Here is a 14,663-nt window from a genome sequence, read left to right as displayed (position 1 = left end):
GATCTTGGGCGGCCGCGCTGCGGCTGCACGAGCTGGCCGGCCCGCGCTCCGGCGGCGACGAGGCGCTGCTCGCGCTCCTGCTGCCGTCGATCTCCGCGCACGCCCGCAGCGGGAACGCCGTCGTCGCGCGCGAGCAGCAGCGGCTGGCGGTGCGGGCGGCCGGCCGGCTGGGCCGCCGCGACCTGCACGTCGCCGCGCTCGCCGAGTGGGACGCCCCGCTGGTCTGGACCGTCCGCGACGACGGCGCCCAGGACCCCGAGCTGCTCGACCCGCTGCTCGAGCTGCTGGAGACCCCCGCGGGCGAGGACCTGCCCGACGACGTGCGCAGCCGGCTGGAGGTCGCGCTGTTCCGCGAGGTCGAGGGGGTGGACGACGCCCGCAGCGAGCGGGCCAGCGCCGCGGCCCTGGAGCTGGCCCGCCGCACGGACGACCCGCGGCTGCTCTGCGCCGCGCTCAACGTGCGCGCGTACGCCGCGCTCGGCCCGGACCTGGCCGACCAGCGCGAGGCGCTGGCCGAGGAGCTGCGGGTCGTGGCCACGGCGGCGGGCGCCACCGACCACCAGGCCGTCGCGCACTGGCTGCTGTTCCTCGCCGCGTCCGCCCGCACCGGCCTGGGAGCGGCCCGCCGGCACGGCGACCGGGCCCTGGCGCTCTCGGGCAGCGGGCAGCTCGGGCACGTGCTGGGCGCCGTCGGCATCCACTCCGGGGCGCTGCTGGTGCTCGCCGGGCGCGTCGACGAGGGGCTGGCGCGGTACGAGCAGATCGCCGCCCGGCTGGTCGAGACCGGCCAGACGAACGGTGGGCTGATGGCGCTGATCGGGCGGTTCGTCGCCGGGTTCGCCCGCGGTGACCTGACCCCGGCGCTGCCGGACCTCGCGTGGCTGAACAGCGCGATGCCCGGTGCGCTGGGCGACGCCGTCGTCCTCACGTTCCTCGACGCCGGCCGGGAGGCCGACGCCCGGGAGGCGTGGCGGACCCACCGGCCGATCGCCCACGACTACTACTGGCTCACCAACACGACGCTGCGCGCGCACGCCGCCGCGCGCCTGGGGGACGCCGCCGTGGCCGCGGAGATGCGTGCCGAGCTCCTGCCGTGGGCCGGCCGGGTGGCCGGCCTCGACGCCGGCACGCTGGTGCTCGGCCCCGTCGACGACGCCCTGGCCGAGGTCGCCGACCTGCTCGGCGACCCGGCCGCGGCCGACCGGCACCGGCGGGACGCCGCCGAGGTCCGCCGGCGGCTCGCCGCAGAGCTCGCCGCCGTCGGGCTCTAGGCGGTCATGAAGCCGCTCTCGTAGGCGGCGATGACGGCCTGCGTGCGGTCCCGGGCGCCGAGCTTGAGCAGCACGCTGCTGACGTGCGTCTTCACCGTCTCGCGGCTGAGGAACAGCTCGGTGGCGATCTCGGCGTTCGACAGCCCGCCCGCCACCAGCCGCAGCACGTCGGCCTCGCGCCCGGTGAGCGCCGGGAGGGCGGCCGGGCCGCGCGCGCGGGACGGCGCGTGCGCGGCGATCAGCCGGCGGATGAGGTCGGGCAGCACCAGCGAGGTCCCCCGCGCGACGACGCGGATGGCGTCGACCAGCTCGTCGGGGTCGGAGCGCTTGAGGGCGAACCCGCTCGCGCCGGCCTGCAGCGAGCGGAACAGGTAGTCGTCGTCCTCGAAGGTGGTCAGGACGAGCACCCGCGGGCGCTGCGGGTCGCGGGCCACCAGCTCCCGGGTCGCCGCGATGCCGTCCATGTCGGGCATGCGGACGTCCATCAGGACGACGTCGGGGTCGGTCCCGGCGGCGACGTCGAGCGCCTCGCGGCCGGTGCCGGCGTCGCCGACGACGGTCAGGTCGGGCTCGCTCTCCAGGATCACCCGGAGCCCGGAGCGGACGAGGACGTCGTCGTCGACCAGGAGCAGCCGCAGGCTCACGCGGCGCCCGCCAGCGGCAGGGTGGCGCACAGCTCGAAGCCGCCCGAGGGCGTCGGCTCGGCCGACAGCGTCCCCCCGGCGGCCGCCGCGCGCTCGCGCAGACCGGCCAGCCCGCGCCCACCACCGGGGCCCGGGCGGCTGTCCAGCTGCGACGCCCGCTCGTTGCACACCCGGACGACGAGCGTGTTCCCGCTGCGCACGACCTGGGCGACGGTCAGCGGGGTGCCCGCGTGCCGCAGCACGTTCGTCGTCCCCTCCTGGACCACCCGGTAGGCGAGCTCCTGCACCCCCGCCGGGACGTCGTCGACGTCGCCGTCGACCACCAGGGCGACCGGCAGGCCGCCGTCCCGCAGGCCGGACAGGAGGCCCTCCAGGTCGTCCAGCGAGGGGGCCGCGAACGGGGCGGGGTCGTGGCCACCGTCCTCGGCACGCAGCACCGTGAGCACCCGGTCGAGCTCGGCGAGCGCGGCCCGGGTGTTGGTCTCGATGTGCTCGAGCGCCTGGCGGGCGAAGTCCGGCTGCAGCGGCCTGCCCTCCGGCGGGGCGAGCGTGCGGCGGGCGGCGGTGGCCTGCAGCAGGCTCGCGGTGAGCGCGTGCCCGATGGTGTCGTGCAGGTCGCGGGCCAGCCGGTTGCGGTCGGCCAGGCGGCGGCCGCTGTGCTGCAGCGCGGCGATCTGCTGCTCGGGTGCGGTGCCCAGCAGGCGGGGGCCACGGTGGCGGCCAGCCGCACCAGGAGCTCGAGCACGACCAGGGTCACGACGACGTCGCCGACCATCAGCGCGAGCAGCGGCAGCGCCGCGAGGGCGTTCCAGTCGGCGCCCCAGACGAGGTAGGCGAACCCGAGGCCGCCGAAGAACAGGGTCGCCGCCGTCGCCGCCCCCATGAGCACCCGCGCACCGAGCCAGCCGAGCGCCCGCCAGGTGCCGGCCGACATCACCAGCCGGCGGAGCTTGCCGACGACCCCCGGCTGCCGGCGCACCCGTTCGCCGTCCGGGACGTCGGCCCCCAGCAGGGTGCGGACCAGCCGGCGCTCGACCCCGGCGAAGCCCCGCGTGACCGCCAGCACCAGCAGGATGAGGAGGACGCCGACGCCGTAGACCAGCGCGACCACCGACCCGAACAGCCCGAAGAACAGCGCCAGGTAGAGGGCACCGAACGGCAGGCTCGCCAGCGCGTACACGGCGCGGCCGGGCCAGCCGGGACGGGCGGCGGCGAGCAGCTCGCGGACGCGGGCGGCGAGCTCGGGCCCGGAGTGCGGGAAGGTCGTGGAGGGCACGGGTCGATCCTGGCCGACCGTCGCGGCGGGCGGTTCCCCCGCGCGGGCACTCCTGCCCTCCCCCGCGCGGGGGAGCGAAGGAGGCGCTGCGGGGTGATCCGCGAGGGCCGGCTCCGCCGACAGGCTTCCTGCCATGACTCCCTCCCTCCGCCGGCGGCTCGCATGATCGAGGTCCGCGGGCTCACGAAGCAGTACGGCGCTGGTCGACTGGCGCACGGGTCCAGCGCTGTGCGCGCCGTCGACGACCTGACCTTCGACGTCCGGCCCGGCAAGGTGACCGGCTTCCTCGGCCCGAACGGCGCGGGCAAGTCCACCACGATGCGCATGGTCCTGGGCCTCGACCGGCCGACCGCCGGCCGTGCCCTGGTGGCCGGGCGGCCTTTCGCGACGCTGGACGAGCCACTGCGGGTGGCCGGCGCGCTGCTCGACGCGCAGGCCGTCCACCCCGGGCGCAGCGGCCGCGACCACCTGCGGGTGGTCGCCCGCACGAACGGCATCCCGGTGCGCCGGGTCGACGAGGTGATCGACCAGGTGGGGCTCGGCCCGGCCGCGCGCCGCCGGGTGAAGGGCTACTCGCTGGGCATGCGCCAGCGGCTCGGCATCGCGACCGCGCTGCTCGGCGACCCCGCCGTCCTGCTGTTCGACGAGCCGATGAACGGGCTCGACCTGGACGGCGTCCGGTGGGTCCGGGGGCTGGTGCGCGAGCTGGCCGACGAGGGACGCACGGTGCTGCTGTCGAGCCACCTCATGAGCGAGATGGAGCAGACCGCCGACCACCTGGTGATCATCGGCCGCGGCCGGCTGATCGCCGACGCCTCGATCGAGGAGGTCCTGCGCGGCCAGGGCACCGGCCGGAAGGTGCGGGTGCGCACGCCGTCGGTCGACGACCTCGCCGGTGCGCTGCTGCGCCGGAAGCTGCGGGTGCACCCCACCGACGACGGCGACCTGCTGGTCGAGGGGGCGTCGGCCGAGACGGTCGGCGACATCGCGCTCGAGGTCGGCGCGGCCGTGCACCGGCTCGCCGAGGAGCACACCTCGCTCGAGCAGGTCTACCTCGACCTGACCGGCGACAGCGTCCAGTACAAGGTCTCGAGCACGAAGGAGCTGGTGCGGTCATGACCGCGGTCGCCGTCCAGGGGCCCGGCACGGTCCCCCTGCTCACCCGCGCGGCGTCCGCCGAGTGGCTGCGGCTGCGCAGCGTCCGGTCGACGTGGTGGTGCCTGCTGGCCGCCGCGGCCGCGGTGCTGGGGATCGGGGTGGGGACCGCCCTCGACGAGGCGGATATGGCCGAGGCCTCCGGCTCCACGGCCTCGGCGGTCCTCGCCGGGGAGTACGGCCTGATGATCGGGCAGTTCGCGCTGCTGGTCCTCGTGCTCCTCGCGGTGACGCAGGAGTACGCCAGCGGGTCGATCGGCCCGACGCTGCAGTGGACGCCGCGCCGCGGGGTGCTGCTCACCGCCCGGGTGACCGTCCCGGTGCTGGTGGCGACCGTCGCCGGCGTGCTGCTCGCCGTCGCCGCCGACGTCGTCGCCGTGGTGGTCGAGCCGTCGCTGACCTTCTCCGGCGGCGACCTGGCCGACAGCGTCGGTGGCATCGCCGCCGTCCTGCTCGCCGGTGGGGCGCTGGCCGTGGGGACGGGGCTGCTCCTGCGCAGCACGGCCGGCGCGCTGGCGGCGGTGTTCCTGCTGCAGCTCGTGCTGCCCGCGCTGCTGCCGGCGTTCGGGGTGCGGTGGATGGCCGACCTCGGTGAGCTGCTGCCGGGCTCGGCGGCGATCTGGACGCTGCTCGGCGAGCCGGAGATGAGCGCCGGCCAGGCGACGACGCTGCTGGTCGGCTGGTCCGCGGCCGCGCTGGCGGCCGGCGGCTGGTCGCTGCTGCGCCGCGACGCCGGGTAGCCGGCCGGGTCCTCGGCGGGCGTCCCCTCACCCGCCGAAGACCCGGCGCTCCCGGCGCCGGAACGGCGGCACGAGGACGGCGAGCAGCAGGCGCAGCACGAGCCCGCCCTCGGCCGCGAGGACGGCGCGCTCGGCGGGGCTGACGACGGCGACCACGCGGGGGGCCTCGAAGGAGAGCGTGGCCCGCCTGCGGATCTCGCCCTCGACCGCGGCCCAGTCCCGCACCGAGACGTGCTCCTCGATGGCGGGGAGGACCGACGCCTCCTCGTCGGCGATGTGCTCGTCGAGCAGGTCCCGCAGCTCGGCCAGGTCGACGGCCAGGACCGTGGCGGTGTCCTCGTCGGGGCGGGCGGCGAACCGCCGGGCGCCGGCGCGGATGCGGTCCAGCAGCGGGTCGAGGGCGGCGTGGTCGTCGCTGAGGCCGGCGAGGTCGACGTGCGGACCGGCGGAGGCGGCGAGGACCGGCCACAGCACGTCGTCCTCCGCGGAGTGGTGGTGGTGGATCGAGTCGCAGAAGTCGGCGACGTAGTCCGCCACCGCGGCCGCCCTCGGCCGGCCCACGGGCGTGGCGGCCAGGGCCCCGAGCAGGGCGGGCAGGCGGCGGGCGTCCCTGAGCATCGCGCGGTGGGCCAGGCGCATCCCGAGGGTGTCGGGCTGCGGGTCGCCGCTCTGGCGCGGGGTGACGGTGGTCATCGGGGTCTCTCCTCCGGTCGGGGTCGGTGCCGACCCTGGCCACGCCCGCTTGCCGGTTCCTTGTCGTGCCGCGACAAGTCAGCGGCAGGAGGCCGACAAGAGCGGCCCGCGAACGTCGTCGCCGAACCGGTCACCCGACCGGACCGACCCAGTCGAAGGACGACGCCGTGACCGCCCTGCAGTCCCCCGCACCCACCACCGACCGCCCCATCCCCGCCCGCGACCACCGCCCCTCGGCGAACGTCCGCGGCCTGACCGTCGTCGCTGGCGGCGCCCTCTTCGCCGTCGGCAACCTGCTGCACCCCCTGGAGCACAACGACACCGCGCACGAGTCGCCGACCTGGGTGGCCGCGCACGTCGTGTTCGCGATCGGTGCGCTGCTGATCGCCGCGGGCATGACGGTCCTGACCCGCCGCTTCCGCTCCTCCCCCACCGGGCTGGTCGGGCTCGGCATCACCTGGCTCGGCATGGTGCTGATCCCCGGCGGCGCGCTGATGGAGGCCTACGTGCGGCCGCTGTTCGACCACCACGGGTTCGGGGAGATCGAGCAGGCGACGATCCTGTTCACGATGGTCGCGGGCACCTCCAACCTGCTCGGCCCGGCGCTGATCGCCATCGGCGCGATCCGCAACCGGCTGCTGCCGCTGTGGGCGGCGCTGGCCATCCCCGGCATCACCGTGGGGCGCTGCTCTTCCCGGTGCTGCCCAAGGAGGGCTACGGGATCATCCCCGGCACCGTGCTCTTCGGGATCGGCATCGCCGCGGCGGGCTGGCTGTCCCGCTCCGAGTGACGCACGGACGACGGGCCCGGCACCCTCGCGGTGCCGGGCCCGTCGTCACGGCGCGAGGACGCGGACCGGGCTCCCGGCGGCCCAGGCGGCGACGTCCTCGACCGCCTCGCCGTAGAAGACCTCGTAGGTGCCGCGGGTGACGTAGCCCAGGTGCGGGGTGAGCAGCGTGCGCGGCGTCGTCCGCAGCGGGTGGTCGGCCGGCAGCGGCTCCTCGTCGTAGACGTCGAGCGCGGCGCAGGCGATGCGGCCGTCGGTGAGCGCGTCGATGAGCGGCTGCTGCTGCACGATCGGCCCGCGGCTGGTGTTGACCAGCACGGCGTTGTGCATCATCAGCGCGAGGTCGTCGGCGCCGATCAGGCCACGGGTGCGCTTGGACAGCAGCAGGTGGACGGTCACGACGTCGGAGGTGGCGAACAGCTCCTCGCGCTCCACCCGGTGCACGCCCACCTCGGCGGCGCGCTCGTCGGTGAGGTTCTGGCTCCAGGCGACGACGTCCATCCCGAAGGCCTGCCCGATGGTCGCGACCCTGCTGCCGAGCCGCCCCAGCCCGATGACGCCGAGCCGCGCTCCGGCGAGGTCGGTGCCGATGGTCTGCTGCCACCCGCCGGCGCGCATGCCGGCGTCCTCCTGGGCCACGTGCCGGGCCGCGCCCAGGATCAGGGCCCAGGTGAGCTCGACGGTCGCGGTGGCGTTGGAGCCGGTGCCGCACACCGTGATGCCGCGCTCGGCCGCCGCCTCGACGTCGATGGACTTGTTCCGCATGCCGGTGGTGACCAGCAGCCTCAGGTCCGGCAGCCGCTCCAGCAGCCCCCGGCGGAACTCGGTGCGCTCCCGCATGGCGACGACGACGTCGAAGCCCTGCAGCGCGGCTGCGACGGCGTCCTCGTCGCCGAGGTGCTCGTGGAACTCGACGACGTCGACCTCGCCGGGCACCCGGGACCAGTCGCAGAACTCGGCGGCGACGGACTGGTAGTCGTCCAGGACGGCGATGCGGGTCATGCCGACGGTCTACCCGATGCCGGCCCGTGCGACGAGTCAGACCAGGGCGGCGCGCTCCTCGACCGTCCAGCCCTCCACCTCGCCGAGCACGAAGGTCTGCCCGCCCGTCGGCGTGCCGGGGCCGGTCTCCGTGTCGTACGCCACCGCTCGGAGGGCCGGTGCGGCCTCCCCCTCCCACTCCAGCGGGACCGCCAGCCTCTCCCCCGGCTCGAGCACCAGGCCCTGGAGGCCACGCCCCGGCTCCACGAGAGCGACCCGGCCGGGGCCGGCCTCCGTGAGGTTGTCCATGCCCCGGAGCCGGTGGAGCACGTGCTCCGGCGGGCGCAGGACGAGCCGCCCCTGGACGCTCGGCAGGGGCTGCTGCCACGGGTCGAGCGGCTCGAAGGCCAGCGCCACGCGCCACGGCTCGCGGTGCGGGTTCTCCACGACCAGGCTGCCGAACCTGTTCTGCCCGGGCGGCACCACGTGGATGTTGCGGGAGGCGACGTGGCTCATCCGGAGGATGTTGGTGTTGAGGTTCGTCCCGGTGAAGCCGTCGTACCAGGGCTGCCCGGCCTTGGTGACCGCGGCGAGCAGGCAGAAGTGCCCGTCCTGGTCCGGGTAGTGCAGCGGGTTCGGCGGGGAGGCCCACGGGATGGCCAGGACGGTCGAGGCGCCGGGCGCGACCGGCGCGGGGATGGGCACGTCGGCTGCGATCCGGCCGCCGAGCGCGGGGTCGGCACCGCCCCACGGCTGCGGCCAGGACAGGCCGGCGGAGGCCTTGGCCCAGTGGAGGGTGACGACGTCGGTGCCGGTCGCCGGCCAGGTCGCCGTCCCCCGGTTGGTGACGCGGACGTAGACCGTGCACGACCGGCCGCCCTGCACCGGCTCGGCCACCACGCCGCCGTCGGCCCACTGCCGCACCCAGATGTCAGGGCTCTCCCAGGCGACGGAGGTCGTCGTGTTCTCACCGGTGCCCGGGTCCGCGAGGTTGTCGTGCAGGACGAGCCGGGGGGTCCGCACCGAGCCGGCGATGAGGTCCGCGTAGACGGTGCGCGTCGCACCGTCGTCCAGGCTGAGGCCCCAGTGGTGCCCCTGCGGGTGCTTGGAGTCGCCGGCGTTCCACCAGCCGGCGGCGGAGTTGCCCCACCAGTTCCAGCCGATGACGACGTCGTCGTTGGCGAGGCAGAACTGCTGCCAGTTGGCCCACTGGGCCTGCGCCAGTGCCAGGGTGCCGCCGAAGGGCGGGAACCCGTTGTCGCCGGCGTCGATCGCTATCTCGCCGACGTGCACCTTGGCGCCCGCCGCGCGGGCCCACTGGACGAGGGCGGAGCACGCGTCCGGGAGCACGGTGGGGCTGGCCGAGCCCGGGGAGTCGATGCCGGAGTAGCAGTGCACCGTGACCCCGAGGTTCCTCAGCGGGTCGGTGAGGGCGGCCCACTTGGCGGCGCTGCCGTTGGTGGTGAACGCCTTCGCCGAGGTCCACGTCATGCCGGGCACGAGGACGGTGTTCGCGTTCCCGGCGGAGCGGATCGCGGTGATGGCCGCCTGGGCGCAGGTGAACCAGCCGTCGAGGCTGATGCCGATGTCGCCGGGCAGGCTGCTCTCCTCGTCGGTGTGCGGCTCGTTGATGAGGTCGAAGGCGACCCGCTGGTCGTTGCCGGTGGCGGCGTTGACCGCGGTGGCGAGCTTCGCCCAGAAGTCGGCGAACATCGCGGGCTGGATCGGCTGGCCCTGGTATGTGATGTCGGTGTTCTTCGACGCCGGGTTGTACTGCCACGGCGCGAGGACGACGACCATCCCGCGGGCGAGGCACCGGGTGACGACGCCGACCAGGTCGGTCCAGTAGTTCGCGTAGTTCGCCCCGGGTGCCGGCACGGGGCCGTTGGCGGCCGCCTGCACCGCCTCCCAGGTGAACATGACGCGCACCGACGTCATCCCCATGGGGCCCGCCCCGGCCGAGTCGTACCAGTCGAGGAGCTTGTCGGGGTAGACCGGGTAGTTCGTGCCGCGGACGGGGCCGCCCGGCGGCACGGTGCCCATGTTCATGGACACGTGGTTGACGCCGTTGCGCTGGGCGCCGAGGACGTGGTTGGCCGGGTATCGCATGGCCGCCTCCGAGCCGCGGATCGCGGATGTGCGGGGTCCGCGGGGTGCGGGCCGCCTCGAGTGCGGGCGAATGTAGTCCGGCCGGTCTCGTCCCGGTCGCGGTCCGGCGCGGCTCCTCCGGAGGCCCAGGGCGCGCCTCAGCCGACGGTGACCGAGCCGCTCCGGTTCGGGACCAGCTCGACCCAGGTGTTCCCGGCGGCGAGCATGACCGGGGTGCCGTGGGCGTCGGTGAGGACGACGCGGTCGGTCTCCGACGCCTTGGACCAGCGGGCCGCCAGCGTGTGCCCGCCGGTGGCGACGAGCGCCTCCCCGCTGCCCACCATGGCGGTCTCGGGCACGGGGTTGCCGGCCGGGTCGGTGTAGCGGGTGTTCACGATGTCGACCCGCAGGACGACGACGTTGGTGGCCTTGAGCTGCTGCCCGTCGGCCTGCATCGCCGGGGCGCTGCCCTCCGAGCGGAGCCAGGCCTGCTGGGCGCCGTCCCAGGCCCAGGTGGGCGTGCTCATCCCGGAGAGCTTGAGCTTCAGGACGGCGGCCGGGGTGCCGGTGCCGAGCGCGCTGGGCTGGTCGGCGGCGCTGGCCATGCTGAACTGCTCGATGGGGTCGGCGGTGTGCTGCGGGTCGGCCTGGGCGAGGAAGTCCGCGGGGTCGGCGTAGACGTTGTGCGGGGCGTACCGGTCCGGGTGCCGGTAGAAGCCGCCGTGCCCCTTGTCGTGGCTGACGACCTGCATGCCGGCGCCGGCGACGGCCTGCACGAAGGGCTGCTGGCCACCGGAGAAGGCGAACAGGCCGTGCAGCGGGGCGGCGATGGCGGCGTCCATGGGCCGGACCGAGCGGATCGGGCCGATCTCGGGCGGCAGGGTGGAGTGGTAGACGGCGACGAAGCGGGTGATGCCGCCCTCGACGACCTCCTCCCACACCATGTCGGCGCCGTTGAGGCCGGCCTGCGGGCGGGACTCCGGGGAGTTCTCGATCTTCACCGCGAGCGCGGGGCGCTGGACCGGGTCGGTGGTCTCGACGCCGGTGAGCGGCCACGGGACGGTCGGCGGCGGCGGGGGCGGCGGGGCGGGCGTCGTCGGCGCGGCCTCGGCCTTGCCGGCCTGCGGGGCGCACCCGGTGGTCAGCGCGAGGCCGGCCGCGACGGCCAGGGCCGCGGCGGCGCGAAGGGTCCGGCGGGGTCGGTGCACGGGGCGGGCTCCTGCGTCGGACGGCTCGGGTCCGCCCGGCGAGCGGCCTCGGGCGACGCCGTCGCGCCGCCGTCCCCGTCATCGGCGCACCCCGGTCCCGGTGTGACCGGCCCGGACCCGACAGCGCCCCTCCCCGGGTCGTCACCGGGGAGGGGCGCTGTGGTGGCTGGTGCGCTGGGGTCAGCGACGGCCGGTCTTGCCGCTGCGGCTCTTCTGGAACTCCGCGATGGCCTTCTTGATCTTCGCCTGGTTCTCGGGCTTGCGGGCCTCCTGGACCACCTTCGCCGCGATACCGGACACGATCATCTTCCTGAACATGCCTGCCATGGTGTTCCTCCTTCGTTCGTCGGACTCTCTGTGCCCTGACGATCGAGGAGCCAACCGTGTCCCCGGCGTGATCCACCCGTTGCGGTGGCTCAGGTGACGGCTGCCCCGTTGGAGCGCCGTCGGGGCCTGCCGCCGGCGAAGAGCTCGGCCCGGCCGCGGCCAAGGATCTTGGCGTCGTAGAGCGCGCGGTCGGCGCTGCGCATCAGCTGCGAGGCGCTGTCGCCGGACCGGTACTCGGCCACCCCGCAGGACAGCGAGATGTCCGGGTGCAGCGCGCAGATCCGGCGCACGAGGGCGAGGCCGCCCCGGCCGGGTGTGGCCGGCAGGAGCAGGGAGAACTCGTCGCCGCCGTGCCGGGCCAGGAAGGCCGTGTCCGGCAGCTCCTTGCGCCAGATGTCGGCGACCCGGCACAGCACGCGGTCGCCGGCCTCGTGGCCGTGGGTGTCGTTGACCGCCTTGAAGTGGTCGACGTCGATGAGCACGGCCGTCAGGGGCTCGCGGGTGCGCGCCGCCTCGGTCATCAGCTCGTTGAGCGCCTGGTCGAAGCCGCGCCGGTTGCTCAGCCCCGTCAGCGGGTCGCGGCTGGCGCTGGAGGCCAGGACCACGAGGCGCTGGATCACGATGCCGATGCCGACGAGGACCAGGTCCAGGCCCACCACCACGCCCAGCCCCACGCCGCTGAGGAGCAGCGCGACGGTGACGCCGAGGACGGCGGCGGCGAGGTGCGCGAGCGCCTGGTGCCCGGCGAAGAAGAAGTGGGCGTCGACCACGACGAACGCGATGAGCACGGCGGCGGCCAGCGACGTCGTCGCGTCAGGTGCGACCAGCACCGCCGTGGAGATGAGCAGCGTGGCCGCGCCGACCGCCACGTGGAAGACGTCGCGGGGCCAGCGGGCGCCCCAGAGGGCGACGACGGCGGCGGCGACGAGCGCCGTCAGCGAGAGGGCGAAGAGCGTGGAGGCGCGGCCCCCGGGCTCGGCGCTGGAGGAGATGAACAGGCCGGCCGTGCCGCCGAAGGCGTAGAAGGTGGCCAGCGTCCGCGCCATCACCCGGATGGTCGCCACCTCGGGCGCGTCGGACCGGCTCACGATGAAGACGTCGACCGATCTGGCCCACGACTTGACCTGCTGCACTGCACGCACCGCTCGAAACTACCCACCGGGGTGACGCCCGCACCGCGCTCGCGGGGGTGGGCGCGGTCACCCGGCGGCGGGCCGCCAGCCGAGCGCGGGGCCAAGCCTGGTCGCGATGTCGGTGAGGATCTGCACGTAGTCCTCGTGCTCGAAGCTGAACGGCAGCGCGAAGACCACCTCGCGCACCTCGCGGAAGCCGGCGTGCGCGTAGAGGGCGTCGGCGATCTGCTCCGACGTCCCGAGGAGGTCGGGGGCGAACAGCAGCCGGCCCGGCCCCTGCGGGGTGCCGACGCGCGACATGCGGGACTCGACGTAGGCGGCGTACCTCGCCCGCTGCTCGTCGGTGGCCGAGTCGGTCGGGATGACGACGAGGCCCTGCGAGACGCGGGCGGCCTCCCCCGCCGGCGAGGCGGCGCGGAAGGCGCGGATCTGGGCGGCCTGGATCGGGGCGAAGTCCACGGAGTCGTTCTCGGCGGAGACCACGCTGCTGGTCAGGAAGTTCATGCCGTGCTCCCCGGCCCACCGCGCCGACCGCGTGCTGCCGCCGCCGTACCAGAGGCGGTGCTGCAGGCCGGGCGAGTGCGGCTCGACCCGGTCGGACCACTCCTCGATGCCCTGGCGCCCCCGGGCCGGGCCGGCCTGCTCCCCGCGGACGAACCGGAGCAGCCGCTCGACCCGCTCGTAGCTGAAGTCCTCGACGTCGGCGGTGTCGGGGTACAGGGACTGCTTGACGTCGTCCCAGCGCATCGGCGGGCCGACGCTGACGCCGGGGTTCAGCCGCCCGCCGGAGAGGATGTCGACGGTGGCGAGGTCCTCGGCCAGCCGCAGCGGGTTCTCCCAGCCCAGCGGGATGACGGCGGTGCCGAGCTCGATCCTGCTGGTTCGCTGCGTGGCGGCGGCGAGGACGGCGACCGGCGAGGAGATGCCGAACTGCAGGTGCCGGTGGCGCAGGTAGGCGCTGTCGAAGCCGAGCTCCTCGCCGAGCGCGACGACCTCGAGGGTGCTCTCGTGGCCGGCCCGCGGGTCAGCGGGGTCGAAGAGGCCGATCGTGAGGAAGCCGAGCTTCTCCAGCGGGGTTCCAGGTGCGGGCATGCTCGGCTCCTCGGGATCGGACGGCGACCCCATGCTCGCGCACCGCTCAGCCGGCGAGGTGGGCGGCCAGCCGGTCGAGGAACGGCAGCTGCGCCTTCACAACCTTCGTGCGGGCGGTGTCGAGGTCGAACCACGCGGCCCGGTCGATCTCCGGGAACTGCTGGAGGCGGCCCGAGCGCGGCGGCCACTCGATCTCGAAGGTGTTGCTGGTGACCGCGTCGGCGTCGAGGTTCCCCTCCCCCGCCCAGACGGCGAGCAGCTTGCGGCCCTTCACCTCACCGAGCGGGTGCAGCTGGGCCGGGGCCGGGCTGCCCAGCTCCTCGGCGAACTCTCTTCTGGCGGCGGCCTCGGCGTCCTCGTCCGGGTGGTGCTCGCCCTTCGGGACCGACCAGGCGCCGTCGTCCTTCTTCGCCCAGAACGGACCGCCCATGTGCCCGAGCAGCACCTCCACGCCGGTGTCGGTGCGCCGGTAGAGCAGGACGCCGGAGCTGCGGACCGGAGGCACCAGGCCAGCCTGGCAGAGCCGTGCACGATGATCGGCAGCCCCTGGACCCTCACTGCTCGGAGTCGCCCGTGCCGTCGATGCACCGCTCGCACCGGGTGATGGGTGCGCTCGTCGGCTCAGCGGTGGGCGACGCGCTCGGGGCGCCGTTCGAGTTCGGGCCACCGGGGCAGTTCTCCGCCCGCTTCCCCTCCCCCGCCCGCGGCGTGCGGACGGAGATGTGCGGCGGCGGCTCGCTGGACCGGGAGCCGGGCGAGTTCACCGACGACACCCAGATGGCGCTCCTCGTGGCCGAGTCGCTGGTCTCGTCCGGCGGGCTCGATCTCGCGGACGTCTTCGACCGGTTCTCGGTGTGGGCGGCGGCCGGGCCGCCGGACATCGGCAACCAGACCCGCGCGGTCCTCGGCTCGGGCCGGCCGCGGGACGTCGCCGCCGCGGAGCACTTCGCCCGGTCCGGGCACGCGGCCGGCAACGGCTCGCTGATGCGGACGACGCCCGCGGCCATCCGGTTCTCCCGAGACGGCCGCGAGGCGACCATGGAGGCCGCCCGCCGGATCTCGGGCCTGACCCACGGCGACCCGTCGGCCGGTGAGGGCTGCGCGATCTTCTCCGAGCTGATGCGGGTGGCGCTGGACGGTGGGGACCCGCTGACGGCGGTCCCCTCCGCGCTGGACGCGGTGGCGCCGGAGCACCGGGACAGGTGGGCCGTGGTCCTGGCACCCGGCTGGACACCCGCGGACGCGACGGAGTCGAACGGCGCGGTGTG

At 75.2% G+C, this 14,663-nt stretch carries 16 protein-coding genes; 6 read left to right on the top strand and 10 right to left on the bottom strand.

What is annotated here, in order from left to right:
• Window positions 1-1,271, top strand: a 1,271-nt coding sequence (locus E4P43_RS20080) for a hypothetical protein (RefSeq protein ID WP_245159256.1), incomplete at its 5' end; no start/stop codon positions are given.
• Here the strand turns inward: E4P43_RS20080 and E4P43_RS18865 are convergent.
• Both E4P43_RS18865 and E4P43_RS20700 read right to left on the bottom strand, forming a co-directional pair.
• Complete coding sequence (locus E4P43_RS18865; protein WP_135147059.1) at window positions 1,268-1,915, bottom strand: response regulator transcription factor; 648 nt, start codon at window positions 1,913-1,915, stop codon at window positions 1,268-1,270. The genes E4P43_RS20080 and E4P43_RS18865 overlap by 4 nt on opposite strands.
• Window positions 1,912-2,352 carry a hypothetical protein gene (locus E4P43_RS20700; RefSeq protein WP_245159255.1) on the bottom strand — a complete coding sequence of 147 codons (441 nt, stop codon included), beginning with the start codon at window positions 2,350-2,352 and terminating at the stop codon, window positions 1,912-1,914. The genes E4P43_RS18865 and E4P43_RS20700 overlap by 4 nt, the downstream gene beginning before the upstream one ends.
• On the opposite strand from E4P43_RS20700, the gene E4P43_RS20695 reads away from it, so the two are divergent.
• From E4P43_RS20695 to E4P43_RS18845, 3 genes are all read left to right on the top strand, one after another.
• Window positions 2,326-2,748 (top strand): hypothetical protein, encoded by a 423-nt coding sequence (locus E4P43_RS20695; RefSeq protein ID WP_245159254.1) that lies wholly within the window; start codon window positions 2,326-2,328, stop codon window positions 2,746-2,748. The genes E4P43_RS20700 and E4P43_RS20695 overlap by 27 nt on opposite strands.
• 605 nt (window positions 2,749-3,353) lie before the next feature.
• A complete protein-coding gene (locus E4P43_RS18850; protein ID WP_135147056.1) occupies window positions 3,354-4,310 on the top strand; it encodes an ATP-binding cassette domain-containing protein in 957 nt (318 codons plus the stop codon).
• On the top strand, window positions 4,307-5,086 hold the full coding sequence (locus E4P43_RS18845) for a hypothetical protein (protein WP_135147055.1): 780 nt from the start codon (window positions 4,307-4,309) through the stop codon (window positions 5,084-5,086). The genes E4P43_RS18850 and E4P43_RS18845 overlap by 4 nt, the downstream gene beginning before the upstream one ends.
• A 27-nt stretch (window positions 5,087-5,113) precedes the next feature.
• Here the strand turns inward: E4P43_RS18845 and E4P43_RS18840 are convergent, their stop codons facing one another.
• The gene (locus E4P43_RS18840; RefSeq protein ID WP_135147054.1) at window positions 5,114-5,779 is read right to left on the bottom strand and encodes a hemerythrin domain-containing protein; all 666 of its coding nucleotides are present in this window, start codon (window positions 5,777-5,779) and stop codon (window positions 5,114-5,116) included.
• Window positions 5,780-5,946: 167 nt separating this feature from the next.
• On the opposite strand from E4P43_RS18840, the gene E4P43_RS18835 reads away from it, so the two are divergent.
• A complete protein-coding gene (locus E4P43_RS18835) occupies window positions 5,947-6,684 on the top strand; it encodes a hypothetical protein (protein WP_135147053.1) in 738 nt (245 codons plus the stop codon).
• Here E4P43_RS18835 and E4P43_RS18830 read toward each other — a convergent pair.
• The 7 genes from E4P43_RS18830 to E4P43_RS18805 all read right to left on the bottom strand — a co-directional run bounded on the left by E4P43_RS18830 (window position 6,615) and on the right by E4P43_RS18805 (window position 13,900).
• Window positions 6,615-7,568 (bottom strand): D-2-hydroxyacid dehydrogenase family protein, encoded by a 954-nt coding sequence (locus E4P43_RS18830; protein WP_135147052.1) that lies wholly within the window; start codon window positions 7,566-7,568, stop codon window positions 6,615-6,617. The genes E4P43_RS18835 and E4P43_RS18830 overlap by 70 nt on opposite strands.
• Window positions 7,569-7,604: 36 nt before the next feature.
• Entirely contained in the window at window positions 7,605-9,656 is a 2,052-nt protein-coding gene (locus tag E4P43_RS18825; RefSeq protein ID WP_135147051.1) for a cellulase family glycosylhydrolase, read from the bottom strand.
• A gap of 137 nt (window positions 9,657-9,793) precedes the next feature.
• Entirely contained in the window at window positions 9,794-10,843 is a 1,050-nt protein-coding gene (locus tag E4P43_RS18820) for a DUF3048 domain-containing protein (RefSeq protein ID WP_245159253.1), read from the bottom strand.
• Between the two features lie 180 nt (window positions 10,844-11,023).
• Complete coding sequence (locus tag E4P43_RS20075; protein WP_167759245.1) at window positions 11,024-11,170, bottom strand: hypothetical protein; 147 nt, start codon at window positions 11,168-11,170, stop codon at window positions 11,024-11,026.
• 89 nt (window positions 11,171-11,259) lie between these two features.
• Window positions 11,260-12,312, bottom strand: a complete 1,053-nt coding sequence (locus E4P43_RS18815) for a GGDEF domain-containing protein (RefSeq protein WP_135147050.1) — start codon at window positions 12,310-12,312, stop codon at window positions 11,260-11,262.
• A gap of 57 nt (window positions 12,313-12,369) precedes the next feature.
• A complete protein-coding gene (locus E4P43_RS18810; protein ID WP_135147049.1) occupies window positions 12,370-13,395 on the bottom strand; it encodes an LLM class flavin-dependent oxidoreductase in 1,026 nt (341 codons plus the stop codon).
• Between the two features lie 46 nt (window positions 13,396-13,441).
• Window positions 13,442-13,900 (bottom strand): NUDIX domain-containing protein, encoded by a 459-nt coding sequence (locus E4P43_RS18805; protein ID WP_135147048.1) that lies wholly within the window; start codon window positions 13,898-13,900, stop codon window positions 13,442-13,444.
• A gap of 77 nt (window positions 13,901-13,977) precedes the next feature.
• On the opposite strand from E4P43_RS18805, the gene E4P43_RS18800 reads away from it, so the two are divergent.
• A partial coding sequence (locus E4P43_RS18800; protein ID WP_135147060.1) for an ADP-ribosylglycohydrolase family protein occupies window positions 13,978-14,663 on the top strand: 686 nt, incomplete at its 3' end.

This window comes from Blastococcus sp. TF02A-35 (genome assembly GCF_004571075.1).
GTDB lineage: Bacteria > Actinomycetota > Actinomycetes > Mycobacteriales > Geodermatophilaceae > Blastococcus.
Note: the sequence above shows the minus strand (reverse complement) of the source record. Positions and strands in the feature narration are given on the sequence as shown.